This is a genomic window from Lelliottia sp. RWM.1, from assembly GCF_016859735.1.
Lineage (GTDB): Bacteria > Pseudomonadota > Gammaproteobacteria > Enterobacterales > Enterobacteriaceae > Enterobacter.
The window spans coordinates 139,549-155,981 of the sequence record NZ_WLVC01000005.1 but is presented as its reverse complement, the minus strand read 5'-3'; the positions used below and the strand labels follow the sequence as shown (position 1 = coordinate 155,981).

General features: G+C 51.6%; 17 protein-coding genes and 2 tRNA genes. 10 read left to right on the top strand and 9 right to left on the bottom strand.

The window, feature by feature from the left end; all coding sequences use genetic code 11:
* Positions 1-15 precede the first annotated feature (15 nt).
* Positions 16-1,182, bottom strand: a complete 1,167-nt coding sequence (locus GF617_RS06630) for an MFS transporter (protein WP_203451340.1) — start codon at positions 1,180-1,182, stop codon at positions 16-18.
* On the opposite strand from GF617_RS06630, the gene GF617_RS06625 reads away from it, so the two are divergent.
* Positions 1,181-1,345: a hypothetical protein gene (locus GF617_RS06625; protein ID WP_181623290.1), complete on the top strand. Its 165-nt coding sequence runs from the start codon at positions 1,181-1,183 to the stop codon at positions 1,343-1,345. The genes GF617_RS06630 and GF617_RS06625 overlap by 2 nt on opposite strands.
* Position 1,346: 1 nt before the next feature.
* Here GF617_RS06625 and GF617_RS06620 read toward each other — a convergent pair whose 3' ends face one another.
* Positions 1,347-1,436, bottom strand: coding sequence for a YnhF family membrane protein (locus GF617_RS06620; protein WP_181623289.1), 90 nt, complete (start codon positions 1,434-1,436; stop codon positions 1,347-1,349).
* Positions 1,437-1,733: 297 nt separating this feature from the next.
* On the opposite strand from GF617_RS06620, the gene purR reads away from it, so the two are divergent.
* Entirely contained in the window at positions 1,734-2,759 is a 1,026-nt protein-coding gene (gene purR / locus GF617_RS06615) for an HTH-type transcriptional repressor PurR (protein ID WP_181623288.1), read from the top strand.
* An 18-nt stretch (positions 2,760-2,777) separates the two neighbouring features.
* On the opposite strand, the gene punR is transcribed toward purR, so the two are convergent.
* Complete coding sequence (gene punR / locus GF617_RS06610) at positions 2,778-3,689, bottom strand: DNA-binding transcriptional activator PunR (protein WP_181623287.1); 912 nt, start codon at positions 3,687-3,689, stop codon at positions 2,778-2,780.
* Positions 3,690-3,803: 114 nt separating this feature from the next.
* On the opposite strand from punR, the gene punC reads away from it, so the two are divergent.
* A complete protein-coding gene (gene punC, locus GF617_RS06605; RefSeq protein WP_181623286.1) occupies positions 3,804-5,003 on the top strand; it encodes a purine nucleoside transporter PunC in 1,200 nt (399 codons plus the stop codon).
* Positions 5,004-5,303: 300 nt separating this feature from the next.
* Positions 5,304-6,452 carry a cyclopropane fatty acyl phospholipid synthase gene (gene cfa, locus GF617_RS06600; RefSeq protein WP_203451339.1) on the top strand — a complete coding sequence of 383 codons (1,149 nt, stop codon included), beginning with the start codon at positions 5,304-5,306 and terminating at the stop codon, positions 6,450-6,452.
* A gap of 29 nt (positions 6,453-6,481) precedes the next feature.
* On the opposite strand, the gene GF617_RS06595 is transcribed toward cfa, so the two are convergent.
* Entirely contained in the window at positions 6,482-7,123 is a 642-nt protein-coding gene (locus GF617_RS06595) for a riboflavin synthase subunit alpha (RefSeq protein WP_203451337.1), read from the bottom strand.
* Between the two features lie 226 nt (positions 7,124-7,349).
* Between GF617_RS06595 and mdtK the strand changes: the two genes are divergently transcribed.
* From mdtK to GF617_RS06575, 4 genes are all read left to right on the top strand, one after another.
* The gene (gene mdtK / locus GF617_RS06590) at positions 7,350-8,723 is read left to right on the top strand and encodes an MdtK family multidrug efflux MATE transporter (RefSeq protein ID WP_181623283.1); all 1,374 of its coding nucleotides are present in this window, start codon (positions 7,350-7,352) and stop codon (positions 8,721-8,723) included.
* Between the two features lie 153 nt (positions 8,724-8,876).
* Positions 8,877-8,953 (top strand) — tRNA-Val (locus GF617_RS06585).
* 4 nt (positions 8,954-8,957) lie between these two features.
* Positions 8,958-9,034: transfer RNA gene (locus tag GF617_RS06580), tRNA-Val, on the top strand.
* Between the two features lie 119 nt (positions 9,035-9,153).
* Positions 9,154-10,746, top strand: a complete 1,593-nt coding sequence (locus tag GF617_RS06575) for an FAD-NAD(P)-binding protein (RefSeq protein ID WP_181623282.1) — start codon at positions 9,154-9,156, stop codon at positions 10,744-10,746.
* A gap of 30 nt (positions 10,747-10,776) precedes the next feature.
* Here the strand turns inward: GF617_RS06575 and GF617_RS06570 are convergent, their stop codons facing one another.
* Positions 10,777-11,412, bottom strand: a complete 636-nt coding sequence (locus tag GF617_RS06570) for a carbonic anhydrase (protein WP_181623281.1) — start codon at positions 11,410-11,412, stop codon at positions 10,777-10,779.
* A gap of 225 nt (positions 11,413-11,637) precedes the next feature.
* On the opposite strand from GF617_RS06570, the gene GF617_RS06565 reads away from it, so the two are divergent.
* Positions 11,638-11,778, top strand: coding sequence for a hypothetical protein (locus GF617_RS06565; protein WP_003857665.1), 141 nt, complete (start codon positions 11,638-11,640; stop codon positions 11,776-11,778).
* A gap of 82 nt (positions 11,779-11,860) precedes the next feature.
* Here the strand turns inward: GF617_RS06565 and GF617_RS06560 are convergent, their stop codons facing one another.
* Genes GF617_RS06560 through GF617_RS06550 form a run of 3 tightly spaced genes read right to left on the bottom strand, consistent with a single transcriptional unit; the run spans position 11,861 to position 14,673 of the window.
* Positions 11,861-12,850 carry an NAD(P)H-quinone oxidoreductase gene (locus tag GF617_RS06560; protein ID WP_239006355.1) on the bottom strand — a complete coding sequence of 330 codons (990 nt, stop codon included), beginning with the start codon at positions 12,848-12,850 and terminating at the stop codon, positions 11,861-11,863.
* Positions 12,851-12,863: 13 nt separating this feature from the next.
* Complete coding sequence (locus GF617_RS06555) at positions 12,864-13,196, bottom strand: carboxymuconolactone decarboxylase family protein (RefSeq protein ID WP_181623280.1); 333 nt, start codon at positions 13,194-13,196, stop codon at positions 12,864-12,866.
* Positions 13,197-13,233: 37 nt separating this feature from the next.
* On the bottom strand, positions 13,234-14,673 hold the full coding sequence (locus GF617_RS06550; protein WP_203451335.1) for an NAD-dependent succinate-semialdehyde dehydrogenase: 1,440 nt from the start codon (positions 14,671-14,673) through the stop codon (positions 13,234-13,236).
* Positions 14,674-14,793: 120 nt separating this feature from the next.
* On the opposite strand from GF617_RS06550, the gene GF617_RS06545 reads away from it, so the two are divergent.
* Positions 14,794-15,714: a LysR family transcriptional regulator gene (locus tag GF617_RS06545; protein WP_203451334.1), complete on the top strand. Its 921-nt coding sequence runs from the start codon at positions 14,794-14,796 to the stop codon at positions 15,712-15,714.
* Positions 15,715-15,731: 17 nt separating this feature from the next.
* Here GF617_RS06545 and GF617_RS06540 read toward each other — a convergent pair whose 3' ends face one another.
* A complete protein-coding gene (locus tag GF617_RS06540; RefSeq protein ID WP_181623277.1) occupies positions 15,732-16,421 on the bottom strand; it encodes an aspartate/glutamate racemase family protein in 690 nt (229 codons plus the stop codon).
* Positions 16,422-16,433: the final 12 nt, after the last annotated feature.

Sequence of the window (16,433 nt, the reverse complement as noted above, 5' to 3'; positions counted from 1 at the left end):
CTTCTGCGTTTTTATTTAATCTGTGGCGCAAGCCGTTTCAGGTTGTTTACGTCCTGACATCAACACCAGCAACAACCCGAGTGCAGCAATAATCGCCCCCATCACAGGAACAAAGCTGTAGCCCAGGCCACCTGAAATCACCGCCCCACCTGCGGCGGCCCCGAGAGCATTCCCCAGGTTAAACGCCCCGATATTTACCGAAGACGACAGACCCGGTGCTTCGCTGGCCACACGCATGACGCGCATTTGCAGTGGTGGGACTACCGCAAACGTTGCCGCGCCCCAGATAACCATACTGACAGCAGCCCCGACTTCACTGCGCGCAAGCCACGGGATCGCCAGCATAATGATAATCAGCAAGGTTAAAAACCCTTTCAGCGTACCACTGACGGAGCGATCGGCCAGTTTTCCCCCCAGGTAGTTCCCCAGAGAAAATCCGACGCCAATCAACACCAGCATAGCCGTCACAAAGACGGGAGTCGCATGAGTAATGTCGTGCAGTACCGGCGAAATATAGGTATAGAGCGTAAACATCGCCCCCGCACCCAGTACGGTGGTCAGAAGTGCCGACAACACCTGAGGGCGCATCAATACCGCCAGTTCATTACGGACATCAGGACGCTCGCCGGCGCTCCCTTTTGGTAATGAGAAGAAGAGCGCGACCATTGCCACAACACCCAGCGCGGCCGTTGCCAGGAAAGACATCCGCCAGCCAATGACCTCTCCCAGCCATGTTGCCGCCGGCACACCACCAATATTGGCGATCGTCAGCCCCATAAACATGGTTGCCACTGCGCTGGCCTGTTTATGTTTAGGCACGACACTGGCAGCAACAACCGAGCCCAGGCCGAAGAATGCACCATGGTTAAGACTCGTCAGAATGCGTGACAGCATCAACGTGGTGTAATCCGGCGAAATGGCTGAAAGCACATTTCCCAGCGTAAAGATAGCCATCAGGAAAATCAGAGCATTACGGCGAGCACGATGCGAAAGCAGCAACGTCATTAACGGTGCGCCAACCATTACACCAATGGCATAAGCACTGATCAGCATGCCTGCCGCAGGTATAGAAACATCTACACCCTGGGCAATAACCGGCAGTAGCCCCATCGGGGAGAACTCAGTAGTGCCAATCCCAAAGGCGCCAATCGCCAGGGCCAGCAGAGGAAAATTGATTTTCATGGGTCAACTCCGGATGCTGCGTCGGTTCTCGACACAGAACAAAGAAGCGGAAAGCATGACATCAATCACAAAAAATGAAAAGTTAGCAAAACAGCAAAAGATATTTAGCGGAAAAGCAACAATTGAGGAAGGTTCGGAGGGAGAGGTTTCTCCCCCCGTTTAAATCAGTGCAGAATGGCAGTAAAACCTGCGGCAACAATCAAACCCAGCACAATAATGGTGGTCGTTAACGAAAACTTAAGATCGGTACTCATCAATTTTTCCCCTTTTAATCTCCACATGAAAAGTGAGCTTGCTCATTTTTACACAGTTTACGTCAAAAATCTTCCAGGATTTAAACTGATAACCACTTTTGCTCTTCCCCTTTTGGTCAAGATCAGACAAAATTCCACGCTAAATTTATTAGCGTACCGGCCATTGACCCCCTCCTGACGTCCTGTGTCGTTTTCCCGGCGTGTCGCGATTCATAATTGCGTGATAAGGGTGAGAGAAGGCAAACGTTTACCTTCAAGTTTTTCAGGAGCTTAGGATATGGTCTGGAGTGACATTTAATGGCAACAATAAAAGACGTGGCAAAACGCGCAAACGTTTCCACTACAACCGTATCACATGTAATTAACAAAACGCGCTTTGTTGCTGAAGAGACACGCAATGCGGTCTGGGCAGCGATTAAAGAGCTACACTATTCGCCGAGTGCCGTTGCACGCAGCCTGAAAGTCAATCACACCAAATCCATTGGTTTGCTGGCGACCAGTAGTGAAGCAGCCTATTTTGCTGAGATTATTGAAGCAGTAGAAAAAAATTGCTTCCAGAAAGGCTATACGCTGATCCTGGGCAATGCATGGAACAGCATTGAAAAACAACGCGCTTACCTGTCCATGATGGCGCAAAAGCGCGTTGATGGTCTGCTGGTTATGTGTTCCGAATACCCTGAGTCCGTGCTCTCCATGCTGGAAGAGTATCGCCATATTCCTATGGTTGTGATGGACTGGGGAGATACCCGGGCTGATTTCACCGACTCAGTGAATGATAACGCCTTCGAAGGTGGTTACATGGCGGGACGCTACCTGGTTGAGCGTGGCCACCGCGATATTGGCGTCATTCCGGGTCCACTGGAGCGCAACACTGGAGCGGGACGTCTGGCTGGATTTATGAAAGCGATGGAAGAAGCGCTGATCACAGTTCCGGAAAACTGGATTGTACAGGGCGATTTTGAGCCTGAATCTGGTTATCACGCCATGCAGCAGATCGTGTCACAGCCGCACCGACCAACCGCTGTATTCTGCGGTGGCGACATTATGGCGATGGGCGCACTGTGTGCAGCCGATGAACTTGGTCTGCGCGTACCACAGGATATTTCGGTGATCGGGTATGACAATGTGCGAAATGCTCGCTTCTTTACACCGGCACTGACCACGATTCATCAGCCAAAAGATTCACTTGGTGAAACAGCGTTCAATATGTTGATGGACAGAATTGTCAGCAAGCGCGAAGAATCGCAAACAATTGAAGTCCACCCTCGGCTTATCGAGCGTCGCTCTGTTGCGGATGGCCCATTCCGTGACTATCGTCGCTAATGCTCTTTTCGGAGCCGGTTAATCCGGCTCCCTCAACCACTCTTTATTCATCGTTTCACTGTCTCCCAGATACTCCAGCAGCCAGGCCAGCGCAGGCGAAATATCATTTTGCTGCCAGGTAAGACAACAAGCTGCATCCGGGAACGGGTTCTCCAGTTCCAGCGAAACCCACTCACCGCTGTCAATTTTTGGACGCGCAAAGTGTACGGGAACCATCGCCACACACAGCCCGGCCGACAAACATGTTGCTGAGGATTCCCAGTCAGGCGCAACAACACGCCTTTGGTTGTCCAGCAACCAGGTAATACGTTTCGGCAGTGAACGGGACGTATCTTCCCGCACCAGTGAAGGCCAGTTACGGAGTGTGTCGTCACTCAGCGGCCCCTTCATTGCAGCCAGGGGGTGGTGACTTGCCACCACACAAGTCCAGCTGAGCATTCCCATATCGCGAAACGCATAGCGCCCCCCGACAGGAATGGCCTGCGTTGCGCCAATAGCCATTTCGACCCTGCCATCCGCCAGAGCATCCCAGACGCCGTTGAATACTTCCTGTGAAACCCGCAACTCAACATCAGAGAAATGGCGATAAAAATCGACAATCATTTGCCGAGTCCGTTCGGGTTTGACGATATTGTCGACGGCAATGGAGAGATGCCCTCGCCAACCGTTCGCTATTTGCTGGCACTGCTCACGGGTGATCTGCATTTTTTTGATAACAGAACGCCCTTCTTTCAAAAACCATACACCTGCAGGTGTTAACTCCACATCGCGATGGCGTCGTTCAAACAGCGGCACTGCCAGCCACTCCTCCAGTTGACGCACCGTATAGCTTATCGCTGATGGAACCCGATGAAGCTCCTGAGCTGCACCGCTGAAACTGCCGTTACGGGCGACAGCATCCACCACTTCCAAAGAATAATCTGACCACATTTTCTGCCTACAAAAAATTTGAATGCACTCGCCAAATATTAGCGTTTCACAAGCAGCTTTGCACTCCCTACACTCAGCGCCAATGTACACCTGCCTCCTCAGGAGAAAAAAACAATGCACCCCAGGAAAGGATTTTTAGTGTGGCTCGGCGGCTTAAGCGTGCTGGGTTTTTTGGCCACCGATATGTATTTACCGGCTTTCGCTGCTATGCAGGAAGATTTACAAACACCTGCCGCGGCCATTAGCGCCAGCCTGAGTTTATTTCTTGCAGGCTTTGCGTTTGCTCAACTGCTTTGGGGACCACTCTCTGACCGATTTGGTCGTAAACCGGTGCTGTTACTGGGGTTAGCCATTTTTGCTTTGGGTTGTCTGGGGATGTTGTGGGTACGTGACGCCACCTGGTTGCTGGTATTGCGTTTCGTTCAGGCGGTCGGTGTCTGTGCCGCAGCAGTCACCTGGCAAGCGCTGGTAACGGATCACTATCCGGCGTCACGCACCAATCGTATCTTTGCCACAATTATGCCACTGGTGGGGCTTTCTCCAGCCCTCGCACCTTTGCTGGGAAGCTGGATCCTGGCGCATTTTGACTGGCAGGCTATCTTCGCCACGTTGTTTGCAATCACCCTGATACTGATGCTGCCTGCCTTAACGCTGAAACCTGCATCTAAGGAAAAACCACATCCGGATGCAAAACCGATTACGTTTATCTCTTTACTGCGTACCAAAGCATATCGCGGTAACGTCCTGATTTACGCTGCCTGTTCAGCAAGTTTTTTTGCGTGGCTGACTGGTTCACCGTTTATTTTGCATGAGATGGGCTACGGTCCGGCGGCTATCGGCCTGAGTTATGTCCCACAAACGATCGCCTTCCTGGTCGGTGGATATGGGTGTCGCGCCGCGCTGCAAAAATGGCAAGGACAGCAGATGCTACCGTGGCTATTGGCTCTTTTCGCACTCAGCGTCATAAGTACCTGGGCAGTAGGTTTTATCCCTGGCGTTTCACTGACGGCAATTTTGAGCCCATTCTGCGTAATGGCTATCGCAAATGGCGCAATTTATCCTATCGTCGTGGCGCAAGCCTTGCGTCCATTCCCACAAGCGACGGGAAGCGCTGCCGCATTACAGAACACTCTGCAACTGGGCCTGTGCTTCCTGGCAAGTCTTGTCGTTTCTGCGTTGATCGCCACGCCGCTGTTGACCACCACCAGCGTTATGCTTGTTACAGTCGTTCTGGCTGCTATCGGATACCGCATGCAGTCGTCTGCACAGAATGAACGGGATAGTCATTCTCAGCCAGAGACCTCCCACGCATAGTTGCGATAGGAATTATGTTACATTTCAGTGATTAGGGTGCTAAGAATTTTCTATTGAATGACGCATTTTTGAGGCCTATACTGAATTTGGTTCATATAAATACGATAAATATTATGTGTTAACGGGAGCCGGAGTGCTCCCGTTTTACCATGGACGGCCTTTCGGCAAGGGTTATCTCCCTTCCTCTGTTCTACGTCGGATACTAGCCTCGCGGGCGTAATACCGTGAGATTTCTCACAAACCAGAAAAAGCGTCTACGCTGTTTGAAGGTTCTGATCACAGCAAGGTGATGGAGAAGCTATGAGTTCATCGTGCATAGAAGAAGTCAGCATTCCGGACGACAACTGGTCCAGGATCGTCAGTGAACTATTGGGTCGTGCGGGCATTACGATTAACGGGTCTTCCGCCTCCGACCCTCAGGTAAAACATCCCGATTTTTTTAAACGCGTATTGCAGGAGGGGTCGTTAGGTCTCGGTGAAAGCTATATGGATGGCTGGTGGGAGTGTGAACGTCTGGATATTTTCTTTAGTAGCGTTTTACGTGCCGGGCTGGAGAACCAACTCCCCCACCATCTGAAAGATACACTGCGTGTCGCCTCCGCCCGCCTGTTCAATCTGCAAAGTAAAAAACGGGCATGGATCGTCGGCAAAGAGCATTACGATTTGGGTAATGACCTTTTTAGCCGCATGCTTGATCCCTTCATGCAATATTCATGCGGTTACTGGAAAGACGCAACGACCCTGGAAGAAGCTCAACAGGCAAAATTGCGCCTGATTTGTGAAAAACTGCAATTACAGCCAGGCATGCGGGTACTCGATATCGGCTGTGGCTGGGGCGGTCTTGCACAGTATATGGCGCAACACTACGGCGTTAGCGTCGTTGGTGTGACCATTTCAGCAGAACAGCAGAAGATGGCACAGGAACGGTGTCGCGATCTTGACGTGACGATTTTATTGCAGGATTACCGTGAGCTGAATGACCAGTTTGATCGCATTGTTTCTGTCGGGATGTTTGAGCATGTCGGGCCCAAAAATTACAAAACCTATTTTTCAGTCGCTGACCGTAACTTAAAACCCGACGGTATTTTTATGCTACACACTATCGGCTCGAAAGTGACCGACCATAATGTCGACCCGTGGATCAACAAATACATTTTCCCGAATGGCTGCCTGCCTTCTGTACGACAGATCGCTAATGCGAGTGAACCGCATTTTATTGTGGAGGACTGGCATAACTTTGGCGCAGACTACGACACCACGTTAATGGCGTGGCATGCTCGTTTTCAGGCTTCATGGTCTGAGATTTCTGACAACTATTCGGAACGATTCAAACGAATGTTCAGCTATTACCTGAACGCCTGTGCAGGGGCCTTCCGGGCGCGTGATATTCAGCTATGGCAGGTTGTATTCAGCCGCGGTGTAGAACACGGGCTACGCGTAGCCCGCTAAAAAATAACCCCGGATATCCGGGGTTATTTTTATTCATCAACGGTTGAATTTTTTACCGCAGCTTCTTTTGCGGCAAGCACGCGTTCAACGGTATCCACTACGGCTTGCGTCTGGGGATCTATTTCGATATTGACACGATGCCCCAGTTTTTTCGCGCCCAATGTGGTGCGTTGCAATGTCTCTGGTATTAAATGTACACAGAAACGCGTAGGTGTAACTTCCCCCACGGTCAGACTAATACCATCAATACCAATAAATCCTTTGTACAGGATGTATTTCATTAATAACGGATCCTGAACTTTAAACCAGATTTGACGGTTATTTTCAGAGGTCAGGATTTTCGCAACCTCTGCCGTTGTCATGATATGGCCCGACATCAAATGCCCGCCAATTTCGTCGCTAAACTTCGCCGCACGCTCGACGTTTACGGTATCACCTACAGCCAGCTCACCCAGATTGGTGATGCGCAGCGTCTCTTTCATTAAATCAAAACTGATATGGTTGCCGTTAATTTCGGTTACCGTCAGACAACATCCGTTGTGCGCGACCGATGCTCCAGTTTCCAGCCCATCAAGCATATATTCCGGCAGCTCCACAATGTGGGTGCGAAAGTTAGGTTTTTCATTAATGGACACCAGTTTTGCTGTGCCCTGCACAATACCAGTAAACATGCTTACAACTCCTGTTTTTTCCGGACGGTAGTGACACCGTTTAATCCCATCACAATAACAGTTGGAAAAACAGGTTGCCAGCAGAGCGCATTTTCTGGCGATTTTTTCACTAGATAATTAGTTAAACCCCGCTACAATAGCTGGCATCCCCCTATTTTTTCTTCTTGCTGCCAGTTAAGGCGGCTTTTTTAGTCTTTCAAATAACAACAATACAAAAGGTGTTCACGTGCAGAAGTACATGAATGAAGCGCGTCAGTTATTAGCACTGGCAATACCAGTGATCATCGCGCAAGTTGCCCAAACCGCAATGGGGTTTGTGGATACCGTCATGGCCGGTGGTTATAGCGCCACCGATATGGCCGCAGTAGCGATCGGTACATCCATCTGGCTCCCGGCGATCCTTTTCGGCCACGGCCTGTTGCTGGCGATGACGCCGGTTATCGCACAACTTAATGGCTCAGGTCGACGCGAACGCATTGCGCATCAGGTGCGTCAGGGGTTCTGGCTTGCAGGTGCGGTCTCTGTGCTGATCATGGTGGTACTCTGGAACGCAGGCCATATCATCCGTGCAATGCATAATATTGATCCGGCATTAGCCGACAAAGCGGTGGGCTATTTGCGAGCACTGCTCTGGGGTGCGCCTGGCTACCTCTTTTTCCAGGTGGCACGTAACCAGTGTGAAGGTCTGGCAAAAACGAAACCGGGCATGGTCATGGGGTTTATCGGTCTGCTGGTGAATATCCCGGTGAACTACATCTTTATTTACGGCCATTTCGGGATGCCTGAACTGGGTGGTGTTGGCTGTGGCGTTGCCACGGCGGCAGTGTACTGGGTGATGTTCTTTAGCATGATCACCTATGTCAACCGCGCTCGCTCAATGCGTGATATTCGCAATGAAAGTCGCTTCAGCAAACCCGATATGAATATTCTGAAGCGCCTCGTCCAGTTAGGTTTGCCGATCGCGCTCGCCCTGTTCTTCGAAGTCACCCTGTTTGCAGTGGTCGCACTGCTGGTTTCCCCGTTGGGCATTGTGAACGTTGCCGGACACCAGATTGCACTGAACTTCAGTTCTCTCATGTTCGTCTTGCCAATGTCACTCGCGGCAGCCGTGACAATTCGCGTAGGGTTCCGACTGGGGCAAGGCTCAACACTCGACGCGCAAACTGCGGCACGAACAGGACTGGGCGTTGGCGTGTGCATGGCTGCCTGTACAGCTCTTTTTACCATCGCACTCCGTGAGCAAATTGCATTGCTCTATAACGACAACCCGGAGGTCGTGATGCTCGCCTCTCACCTGATGTTGCTGGCGGCGGTTTACCAGATTTCAGACTCCATTCAGGTCATCGGCAGCGGCGTGTTACGCGGATATAAAGATACACGTTCCATTTTCTTTATTACCTTCATTGCCTATTGGGTTCTGGGTTTGCCTGCAGGTTACATCCTGGCACTTACCGACCTGGTGGTTGACCGTATGGGGCCTGCCGGATTCTGGATGGGCTTTATCATTGGGTTAACATCAGCCGCCATTCTGATGATGCTGCGAATGCGCTTCCTGCAACGTCAGCCTTCGACGGTGATTTTGCAACGCGCTGCACGTTAAGCGCACAGTAGCCGCCCTCAGGCGGCTACTTTCTCTTCATTTTGCGCGGGAATGAAGCAATCGCGTGAAATCTGAGAGAAAATTGCATTTTCCCTCTTGCCTCAGCCAGGCTGTGCCGCTAATATTCGTTCCCGTTGTCACAGACAACACGTTGCGTTCATAGCTCAGTTGGTTAGAGCACCACCTTGACATGGTGGGGGTCGTTGGTTCGAGTCCAATTGAACGCACCATTCTGCGTCCGTAGCTCAGTTGGTTAGAGCACCACCTTGACATGGTGGGGGTCGGTGGTTCGAGTCCACTCGGACGCACCATTTCAGTCCTGAAATGGTGCAAATTCTCTCTATTTATCCTAAATATTCCCCATAATCGAATTTAGCGACACGTGTCCTGCTACGCTTTTCTCATGGCAAAACAGGCAGGAAAAATAGCGATGTTCAGGATCGCGATTATTGGCGCTGGCCCTACGGGCATTTATACCTTCTATTCTCTGCTGAAAAGCAAATCACCACTTGCCGTCACTGTTTTTGAACAAACGAATAAAGCAGGCGTAGGTATGCCTTACAACGGTGAAGACAATTCGCGTCTGATGCTGGCGAACATTGCCAGCATTGAAATTCCTCCGATTTTCATTACCTATCTCGACTGGCTAAAAAATCAGCCAGAAGCGCATCTGACCCGTTTTGACATCAGGAAATCCACTCTCCACGACCGACAATTCTTGCCCCGAATTCTGTTGGGGGAATACTTCCGTGATCGTTTTCTGGCGGTAGTGGCAGAGGCTAAAAAAATCGGGTTTCAGGTACAAATACACGAATCATCGTTAGTCACCGATCTTGACGTCACCTCTGACGGGGTAACGCTCTCGGTAAACGACACACTTTTTCCTGACACGTATGACCTTGCCGTTATCGCCACCGGGCACGTCTGGTCGGATGATGATGCAAGCCCGACGTTCTTCCCCAGCCCCTGGTCCGGGCTAATGGATGCCAAAATCTGTGCCTGTCATGTGGGCATTATGGGAGCGTCCCTGAGCGGACTGGATGCGGCGATGGCGGTGGCTATTCAGCATGGCGAATTTGTTGAAAATGCATTCAGGTTGGATGACGCAAGCCAGCCGTTAAAAATCGTGCTGATGTCCCGAACCGGGATCCTGCCCGAAGCCGATTTTTATTGTCCTATCCCTTATGATCCCCTTTCAGTACTGACTCTAGAGGTCATCGAAACGGAAATAGCCAGGGGCAGTGAAGGGCTACTCGACAGAATATTTGCGCTGATGGTGGAAGAGATCGCCCTCGCCGACCCCGTGTGGAGCGAAGCCATCTCTCTTCATACACTGGATGCAGACACTGTCCGTGAAGCCTGGTTCGCAGAGCGTAAAAAGCACGATCCGTTTTTGTGGGCAGAAGAGAACCTGCACGAAGTTGAGCAAAACAAACGGAGCAGACGAACGGTTGCCTGGCGTTACGCCGTACTTCGGCTGCATGAGGTTGTGCAGGATAGTGTTCCTTACCTCAATGAACGGGACAAAGAACGCTTCAGGAACGGGCTCGCGCGCGTCTTTATCGATAATTATGCCGCCATTCCGTCGCAGTCTATTCGCAGGCTTCTGGCACTTCGGGAAGCAGGAATCATCAGCGTTCTGGCCCTGGGAGATGATTATGAACTGGATATCAAGGACGACAGTACCGTCATTACGACCCGCGATAACACCTGGGAATTCGACGTGTTTATTGATGCCCGTGGACAAAAACCGCTGAAAACGAAAGATCTGCCCTTCCCTTCATTGCGTAAACACCTTCAGTCCGTGGGAGAAGAGATCCCAGAGATAGGCGAAGATTATACCTTCAGAGAACCGGCCCTGCTTCGTGGCAGGATTACCTTTGGAGCGATCCCGTGGCTGATGCACGATCGTCCCTTTATTCAGGGGCTGGAGGAGTGTGCCAGCACGGGCGAAGCGATGGCAAAAGCGGCAGAAAAACCCGCATCCAGATTACGCAGAAAATGGCTTTATGGCGATGATTGACAGGGCATCCTTGCCCCAGAAATGCGGGGTTTACTCGAAGTAAACGTCCGGGTTATCAGACAGCGACACAAATGTTTTTGTGTCTTTATCCAGAGCACGAATGTCACCGCTCTCAATATCGTAAACCCAGCCATGCAGGCGAATGGAGTTATTACGCAGACCCACAGCAACTGATGGATGGGTTTTGATATTGCTCAGCTGTGCAAACACGTTCTCCTGAACCATCGCGTTCACTTTGTCGGTCTCGTTACCCCAGGTTTTGTTTTCGACCACCGCTTTCGCCGCATCGGAATAACGCAACCAATGAGAAACTGCAGGCATCGGATCCAGGTTCGCATTATCGGCAATCGCCTTCATTGCCCCACAGTTAGAGTGTCCGCAAATCACAATATCGGTAACACCCAACGCGACAACGGCATATTCGATCGTCGCTGATACACCGCCCGGTTCTGGACCAAAAGGTGGCACAATATTACCAGCGTTACGAATGACAAAGAGCTGTCCCGGTTCTTGCTGAGTGACCAGCTCTGGAACCAGACGACTGTCAGAGCAAGATATAAACAACGCTTTGGGATTCTGGCTGGACGCTAAACTGCGAAAGAGCTCTTTACGTTGCGGGAAAACTTCTTTTTGAAAGCTGAGAAAACCTTCAATGATATGTTGCATAGTAATGTCTCTTTGATCTGTTTTAGTTTAGGCGTGACTGTGATCACGTTGTTAAAGTTTACCTATCCCGCTTAACATCATACAAGACTTTTATTGCTAACCCGACCACCTGACAATCTCTTCACTGACTTTGCACTTCTGGCTGTTCCGCATTCTGGTGGGTACATTGCCCCGTTTTTTACCCTATACTGTGTCGACAGCAAAAACCGAAAAAGCAGGTAAATGATGGAAATTGATCTCGACAATCTGGTGTTTAACGGACTGGATGAAGCAGAAGAACGCAATGCAGAACGTCTGGATGATGCCGACAAGAAAGCGCAGGCCATTGTGGCAGATGATGATTGTGGCGATGCCTGTAAGATCTGATCTCTGAATCACTCAACACCGGACATTGTGCCGGTGTTTTTTTATCCGCCTTCTGATGAAGGCGGCTATTGTTAGCGGAAACTCACTCTGTCATCGTCAAAACAATCTTGCCGACATTCAGTCCGTCTTCCATTCTCTGGTGCGCCTTTCCTGCCTCAGCCAGTGGAAATACGCTGTCAATAACAGGATTAAGCCCCGCTTCACCAAAGTGAGATAACCAGCGCGCTTTGAAACGGCGTGACATCTCATGCTTAACCTCCTGCGACCGGGATTTCATCACCGTTCCCATGATCTGCAGGTGGCGATACAACACTCTCTCCAGCGGGATGCGGGCATTTTCCACGCCCCCCATAATGCCAATCTGCACCAGCCTTCCACCAAAGTTCAGCGCATTCACATTGCGTTCAAAATAGGGCGCGCCAATAAAGTCCAGAATAACATCCACTCCGCGTCCTTCGGTCAAACGGGCGACAACATCCGAAAAGTCCTCATTAACATAGTCAATCGCATGATCCGCTCCCAGGCGATGAACCTGTTCATGTGCCTCACGCTTCGCCGTCGTAATCACTGTCGCACCGGTTGCGTGGGCCAGTTGTACTGCGGCCCCGCCCACTCCGCCAGCACCGGCGTGGATCAGTACCGTTTCGCCCGGTTTCAATTTACCTAAATGAATCAGGGCCTCGTGCGCAGTGACAAACACTTCTGTAATGGCCGCGGCGTGGATGTAATCCATGTTTTCAGGGATGGGCATCGCCATGCGATAATCAATGCGGGCGATTTCCGCATAGGCCCCTCCGCCAACAATCCCCATCACCCGATCACCAACACGGTAACCCTTCGCCTTTTCGCCAACAGCGATAACATCTCCGGCAATTTCAAGCCCCATCAGCGTGGAGTCACCGAAATCAGGCCGGCCATAGCCTCCCCTGCGCTGGGTCAGGTCGGCCCGGTTAACACCTGCTGCACGGACACGAACCACTAAATCATCAGGCCGACACTGCGGCTCTGCCACATCACTGATTTTTAAAACATCGGCGGGACCAAACTGGTCAAAGGTTATTGCTTTCATCATTTATTCCTCAGACTTATTCGTTTTCGGTTTCAGCAAAAGTGGCGTTTGCATAGGCTGATGCCGTAATGGCAGCCGGAAAACCGGCGTAAAAAGCCATATGGGTGATCAGCGCAGAGAGTTCCGTTTTTGTCAGGCCGTTTTCTACACCGCGGCGTAAATGCGCCGGCAACTCATTTGAGTGGTTAAGCGCAATCAGGCAGGCGATGGTGATCAGGCTGCGGTCACGCGGCGCAAGATCAGCGTCGGTCCATACGTCTGAATAGAGCGGTTGTTCAACAAAGTCAGACAGTTTGGGCGTGAAGGGACGAGCCGCCGCACGCGGGCGTGTAAAATCGATAGGTTTCATGGTGTTATCCTTTCTGTATACAGAAAAATTAGAGGGGTTAGATCTGGCTGATAAATTTGTTGGTCAGGTAATGGCCAATCCCTTCGCGCCCGCCTTCTGAGCCAATACCGCTCTCTTTCATACCGCCAAACGGCAGTTCAGTGGCAACAATGCGGTATTGATTAATGCCGATCATGCCAGCTTCAAGGCCATCACCGACATCCATCGCCGTACGGACATCACGGGTAAAGGCATATGCAGACAAGGCATAAGGCAGGCGATTAGCCTCCTCAAGGCCATCTGTCAGCGTGTCGAAAGGACGTATCACGGCAATGGGTCCAAACGGCTCTTCATGCATAATCCGTGCAGTCATAGGCACATCGGCGAGCACCGTTGGTTCAAAGAAATAGCCGGGGCGATCGATACGCTTTCCGCCTGTGAGCACAGTTGCGCCCTGGGCAACGGCATCAGCCACCAGCGCTTCCATTTTTTCCAGTTGCCGTTGATTGGCTAACGGCCCCACCTGAGTGGTTTCCTGTCGTCCATCACCAATAATCAGTGCCTGAGTGGCAGACACAAATCGCTCGACAAAGCGGTCATATACATCACGCTGAATCAGGAAGCGCGTTGACGATATGCAGATCTGTCCGGTTCCACGGAAGCGGTTAGCCGCCCCACCGAATGCAGCAGCATCAATGTCTGCATCGGCAAAGACCAGAACCGGCCCGTGACCACCCAACTCCAGCGTGATGGGTTTAACGCCTGCCGCAGCGCGCTCCGCAAGCAAACGCCCGACAGGGACGGACCCGGTAAAGGCCACCTTACGAATAATCGGGGAGGCGATCAGCGTGGCAGAAACCTGGTCCGGCACGCCAAAGACAATTTGCAGCACGCCTTTAGGAAGACCGGCATCATCCAGACAACGCGCCAGTGCCAACGCCGTCGCCGGGCTTTCTTCGCCAGGTTTCAGAATAACGCTGCACCCTGCGGCCAGTGCGGCGGAGAGTTTGCGTGCCGGGGTAATTGCCGGGAAATTCCACGGGGTAAATGCAGCCACCGGCCCAATTGCTTCTCTTTTGACCAGTTGCAACACCCCTGGCCGGTTTGCAGGAACCACACGTCCATCAATACGGCGCGCCTCTTCAGCGAACCATTCGAAATACTCAGCGGCTCGCAGAACCTCATCCTGACTTTCCGCAAGCGGTTTGCCCTCTTCCAGCGTCATTAACATCGAAATATGTTCGATACGCTCACGCATTAAACCTGCTGCATTTTTCAGGATGCGGGCACGTTCTGCTGGCACGGTGCGACGCCAGGTTTTAAAGCTGGCACTGGCAACCGTCAGTGCCAAATCCAGATCTGCTGCAGTCGCCAGAGGCAAGCGGCCAATTGTCTCTTGCGTCGCCGGGTTGACGACGGCGACCGTATCGCGATGCTCCGCTGCCAGCCAGTTGCCATTGATGAACAGATAAAGTGAGTCGTAATTGTCATTCTGCATGATGCTTATCCTCTGATAGACCAGGTTAACTATGAGCATTCGGTGAGCTGAATATTAAGGTCTGGACCATTCACTGATAAGATGGCATCTCCCCACAACAGCTATGCAAGAAATGCACAGATGCAATCAGAGAAATTTGCAGAATTCCTGGGCGTGTTTGTCGATGTCGCCCGTGAGAACAGCTTTTCCGGTGCAGGACGTCGCCGTGGACGCACCCCGTCGTCAATAGGACGACAGATTGACGCCCTGGAGGCGTACCTCGACACGCCTTTGTTTCTGCGTTCAACGCGCCATTTAACCCTGACCGATGCAGGCGAAACGCTGCTCATCCGGGCACGACAAATTCTGGATTCACTGGTTGATGTTCAGCAGGAGCTGGCCTCGTTGAAAGGGGATGTCACCGGCGTATTGCGGGTTGCCTGTTATCCCACCTTCGGGAAGCGCTACGTGTTGCCTGTTATGGGAGTGCTCGCCCGTCAGTATCCGGAACTGAGTCTCGACCTGGATCTCACGGAGCGGCTGGCAGATCCGGTAGCGGAACGGCTGGATGTGGTTATTCGTATCGGTGAAATGGCGGACAGTACGCTTATTAGTAGTCGGATCGCCCTGCAAACACGCGTCTTGTGCGCAAGCCCCACGTACCTCGCACAGGCTGGCATGCCGGAAACACGTGCCGACATTGCCTCTCACCGTCTCATTGATAAACTTCACGGTGCAGACCTGCTGGGTTGGGGAAACATCATTGGTCATCCGGCCAGAGGACAGGTGGCAATGCCGATGTTTGGCTGCGATGATTTTGAAGCGATGCGCCAGGCCGCCGTCGAGGGTATGGGGATCGCTTACCTGCCAGACTGGGTTGTGGGTCACGACATTAAGCAAGGGGTATTGCGTCAACTCTTTCCTGAGTGGTCGGCGCAGCCTCAGGCGTCGACCGGGATCTACGCCCTGCGCGCACTGCGGCATCCTCCGGCGCGCGTCACCGTTTTTCTTGATGCACTGCGTGAATTTATCGGTTCACCGCCCATCTGGCGGCCCGATTAAGGGCCCTTGTGCGTCACTTAAACCAGCGCCTTAAACAGGGCGTCAAGATGAATATCGACGGTGTCCAGTGCCGCAACGGGTAGCCTGACGTCAGCGAATAATAACGGCAGTTCGGTACAACCCAAAACGACTGCATCGATATTCTCATCGTTGTACATCCTTTCGACCACGGCAATAAACGTCTCGCGGGTTGCTACGGTCACGATCCCTCTTTCGAGTTCGTGATGAATACTGCCAGCAATGAAGTCTCGCTCGGTGGCCGAAGGGATAACCACCTCAATCCCGTTATCCAGAAACGGTTTCTTAAAGAAATCCGCCTCCATTGTGAAACGAGTCCCCAGCAATCCGATTTTTTTCCGTTGCTGCGCAATAGCCACTTCGCAAGTTGATTCAATAATACTCACTAATGGCACAGGGGAACGAACCCTCAGTTCATCAAAGACGATGTGTGGTGTATTGCCTGTTAAGGCAATCACCTCTGCACCTGCCGCGATCAAATTATGTATTGCCTGTAAAAGATAATCGATCAAGCCGACGTACTCCTGACGGGCACACATATCCAGCACGTTGTAAACGTTAATGCTTTCGATCGTCAGAGGGGGAAAGTAGGTATCTCCCACACGTTTATTGGCCTCATACACAAACTTTCGATAATACAGAAGTGTCGATTCTGGCCCTGTACCGCCAATCAGTCCCAACTTTTTCATGTTACATCCTGA

Excerpts from the sequence above, each read along its gene's own strand:
- GF617_RS06625 (WP_181623290.1), top strand. The coding sequence starts at position 1,181 with ATGGGTCAACTCCGGATGCTGCGTCGGTTCTCGACACAGAACAAAGAA.
- GF617_RS06630 (WP_203451340.1), bottom strand. The coding sequence starts at position 1,182 with ATGAAAATCAATTTTCCTCTGCTGGCCCTGGCGATTGGCGCCTTTGGG.
- GF617_RS06620 (WP_181623289.1), bottom strand. The coding sequence starts at position 1,436 with ATGAGTACCGATCTTAAGTTTTCGTTAACGACCACCATTATTGTGCTG.
- purR (WP_181623288.1), top strand. The coding sequence starts at position 1,734 with ATGGCAACAATAAAAGACGTGGCAAAACGCGCAAACGTTTCCACTACA.
- punR (WP_181623287.1), bottom strand. The coding sequence starts at position 3,689 with ATGTGGTCAGATTATTCTTTGGAAGTGGTGGATGCTGTCGCCCGTAAC.
- punC (WP_181623286.1), top strand. The coding sequence starts at position 3,804 with ATGCACCCCAGGAAAGGATTTTTAGTGTGGCTCGGCGGCTTAAGCGTG.
- cfa (WP_203451339.1), top strand. The coding sequence starts at position 5,304 with ATGAGTTCATCGTGCATAGAAGAAGTCAGCATTCCGGACGACAACTGG.
- GF617_RS06595 (WP_203451337.1), bottom strand. The coding sequence starts at position 7,123 with ATGTTTACTGGTATTGTGCAGGGCACAGCAAAACTGGTGTCCATTAAT.
- GF617_RS06575 (WP_181623282.1), top strand. The coding sequence starts at position 9,154 with ATGTTCAGGATCGCGATTATTGGCGCTGGCCCTACGGGCATTTATACC.
- GF617_RS06570 (WP_181623281.1), bottom strand. The coding sequence starts at position 11,412 with ATGCAACATATCATTGAAGGTTTTCTCAGCTTTCAAAAAGAAGTTTTC.
- GF617_RS06565 (WP_003857665.1), top strand. The coding sequence starts at position 11,638 with ATGGAAATTGATCTCGACAATCTGGTGTTTAACGGACTGGATGAAGCA.
- GF617_RS06560 (WP_239006355.1), bottom strand. The coding sequence starts at position 12,850 with ATGATGAAAGCAATAACCTTTGACCAGTTTGGTCCCGCCGATGTTTTA.
- GF617_RS06555 (WP_181623280.1), bottom strand. The coding sequence starts at position 13,196 with ATGAAACCTATCGATTTTACACGCCCGCGTGCGGCGGCTCGTCCCTTC.
- GF617_RS06550 (WP_203451335.1), bottom strand. The coding sequence starts at position 14,673 with ATGCAGAATGACAATTACGACTCACTTTATCTGTTCATCAATGGCAAC.
- GF617_RS06545 (WP_203451334.1), top strand. The coding sequence starts at position 14,794 with ATGCAATCAGAGAAATTTGCAGAATTCCTGGGCGTGTTTGTCGATGTC.
- GF617_RS06540 (WP_181623277.1), bottom strand. The coding sequence starts at position 16,421 with ATGAAAAAGTTGGGACTGATTGGCGGTACAGGGCCAGAATCGACACTT.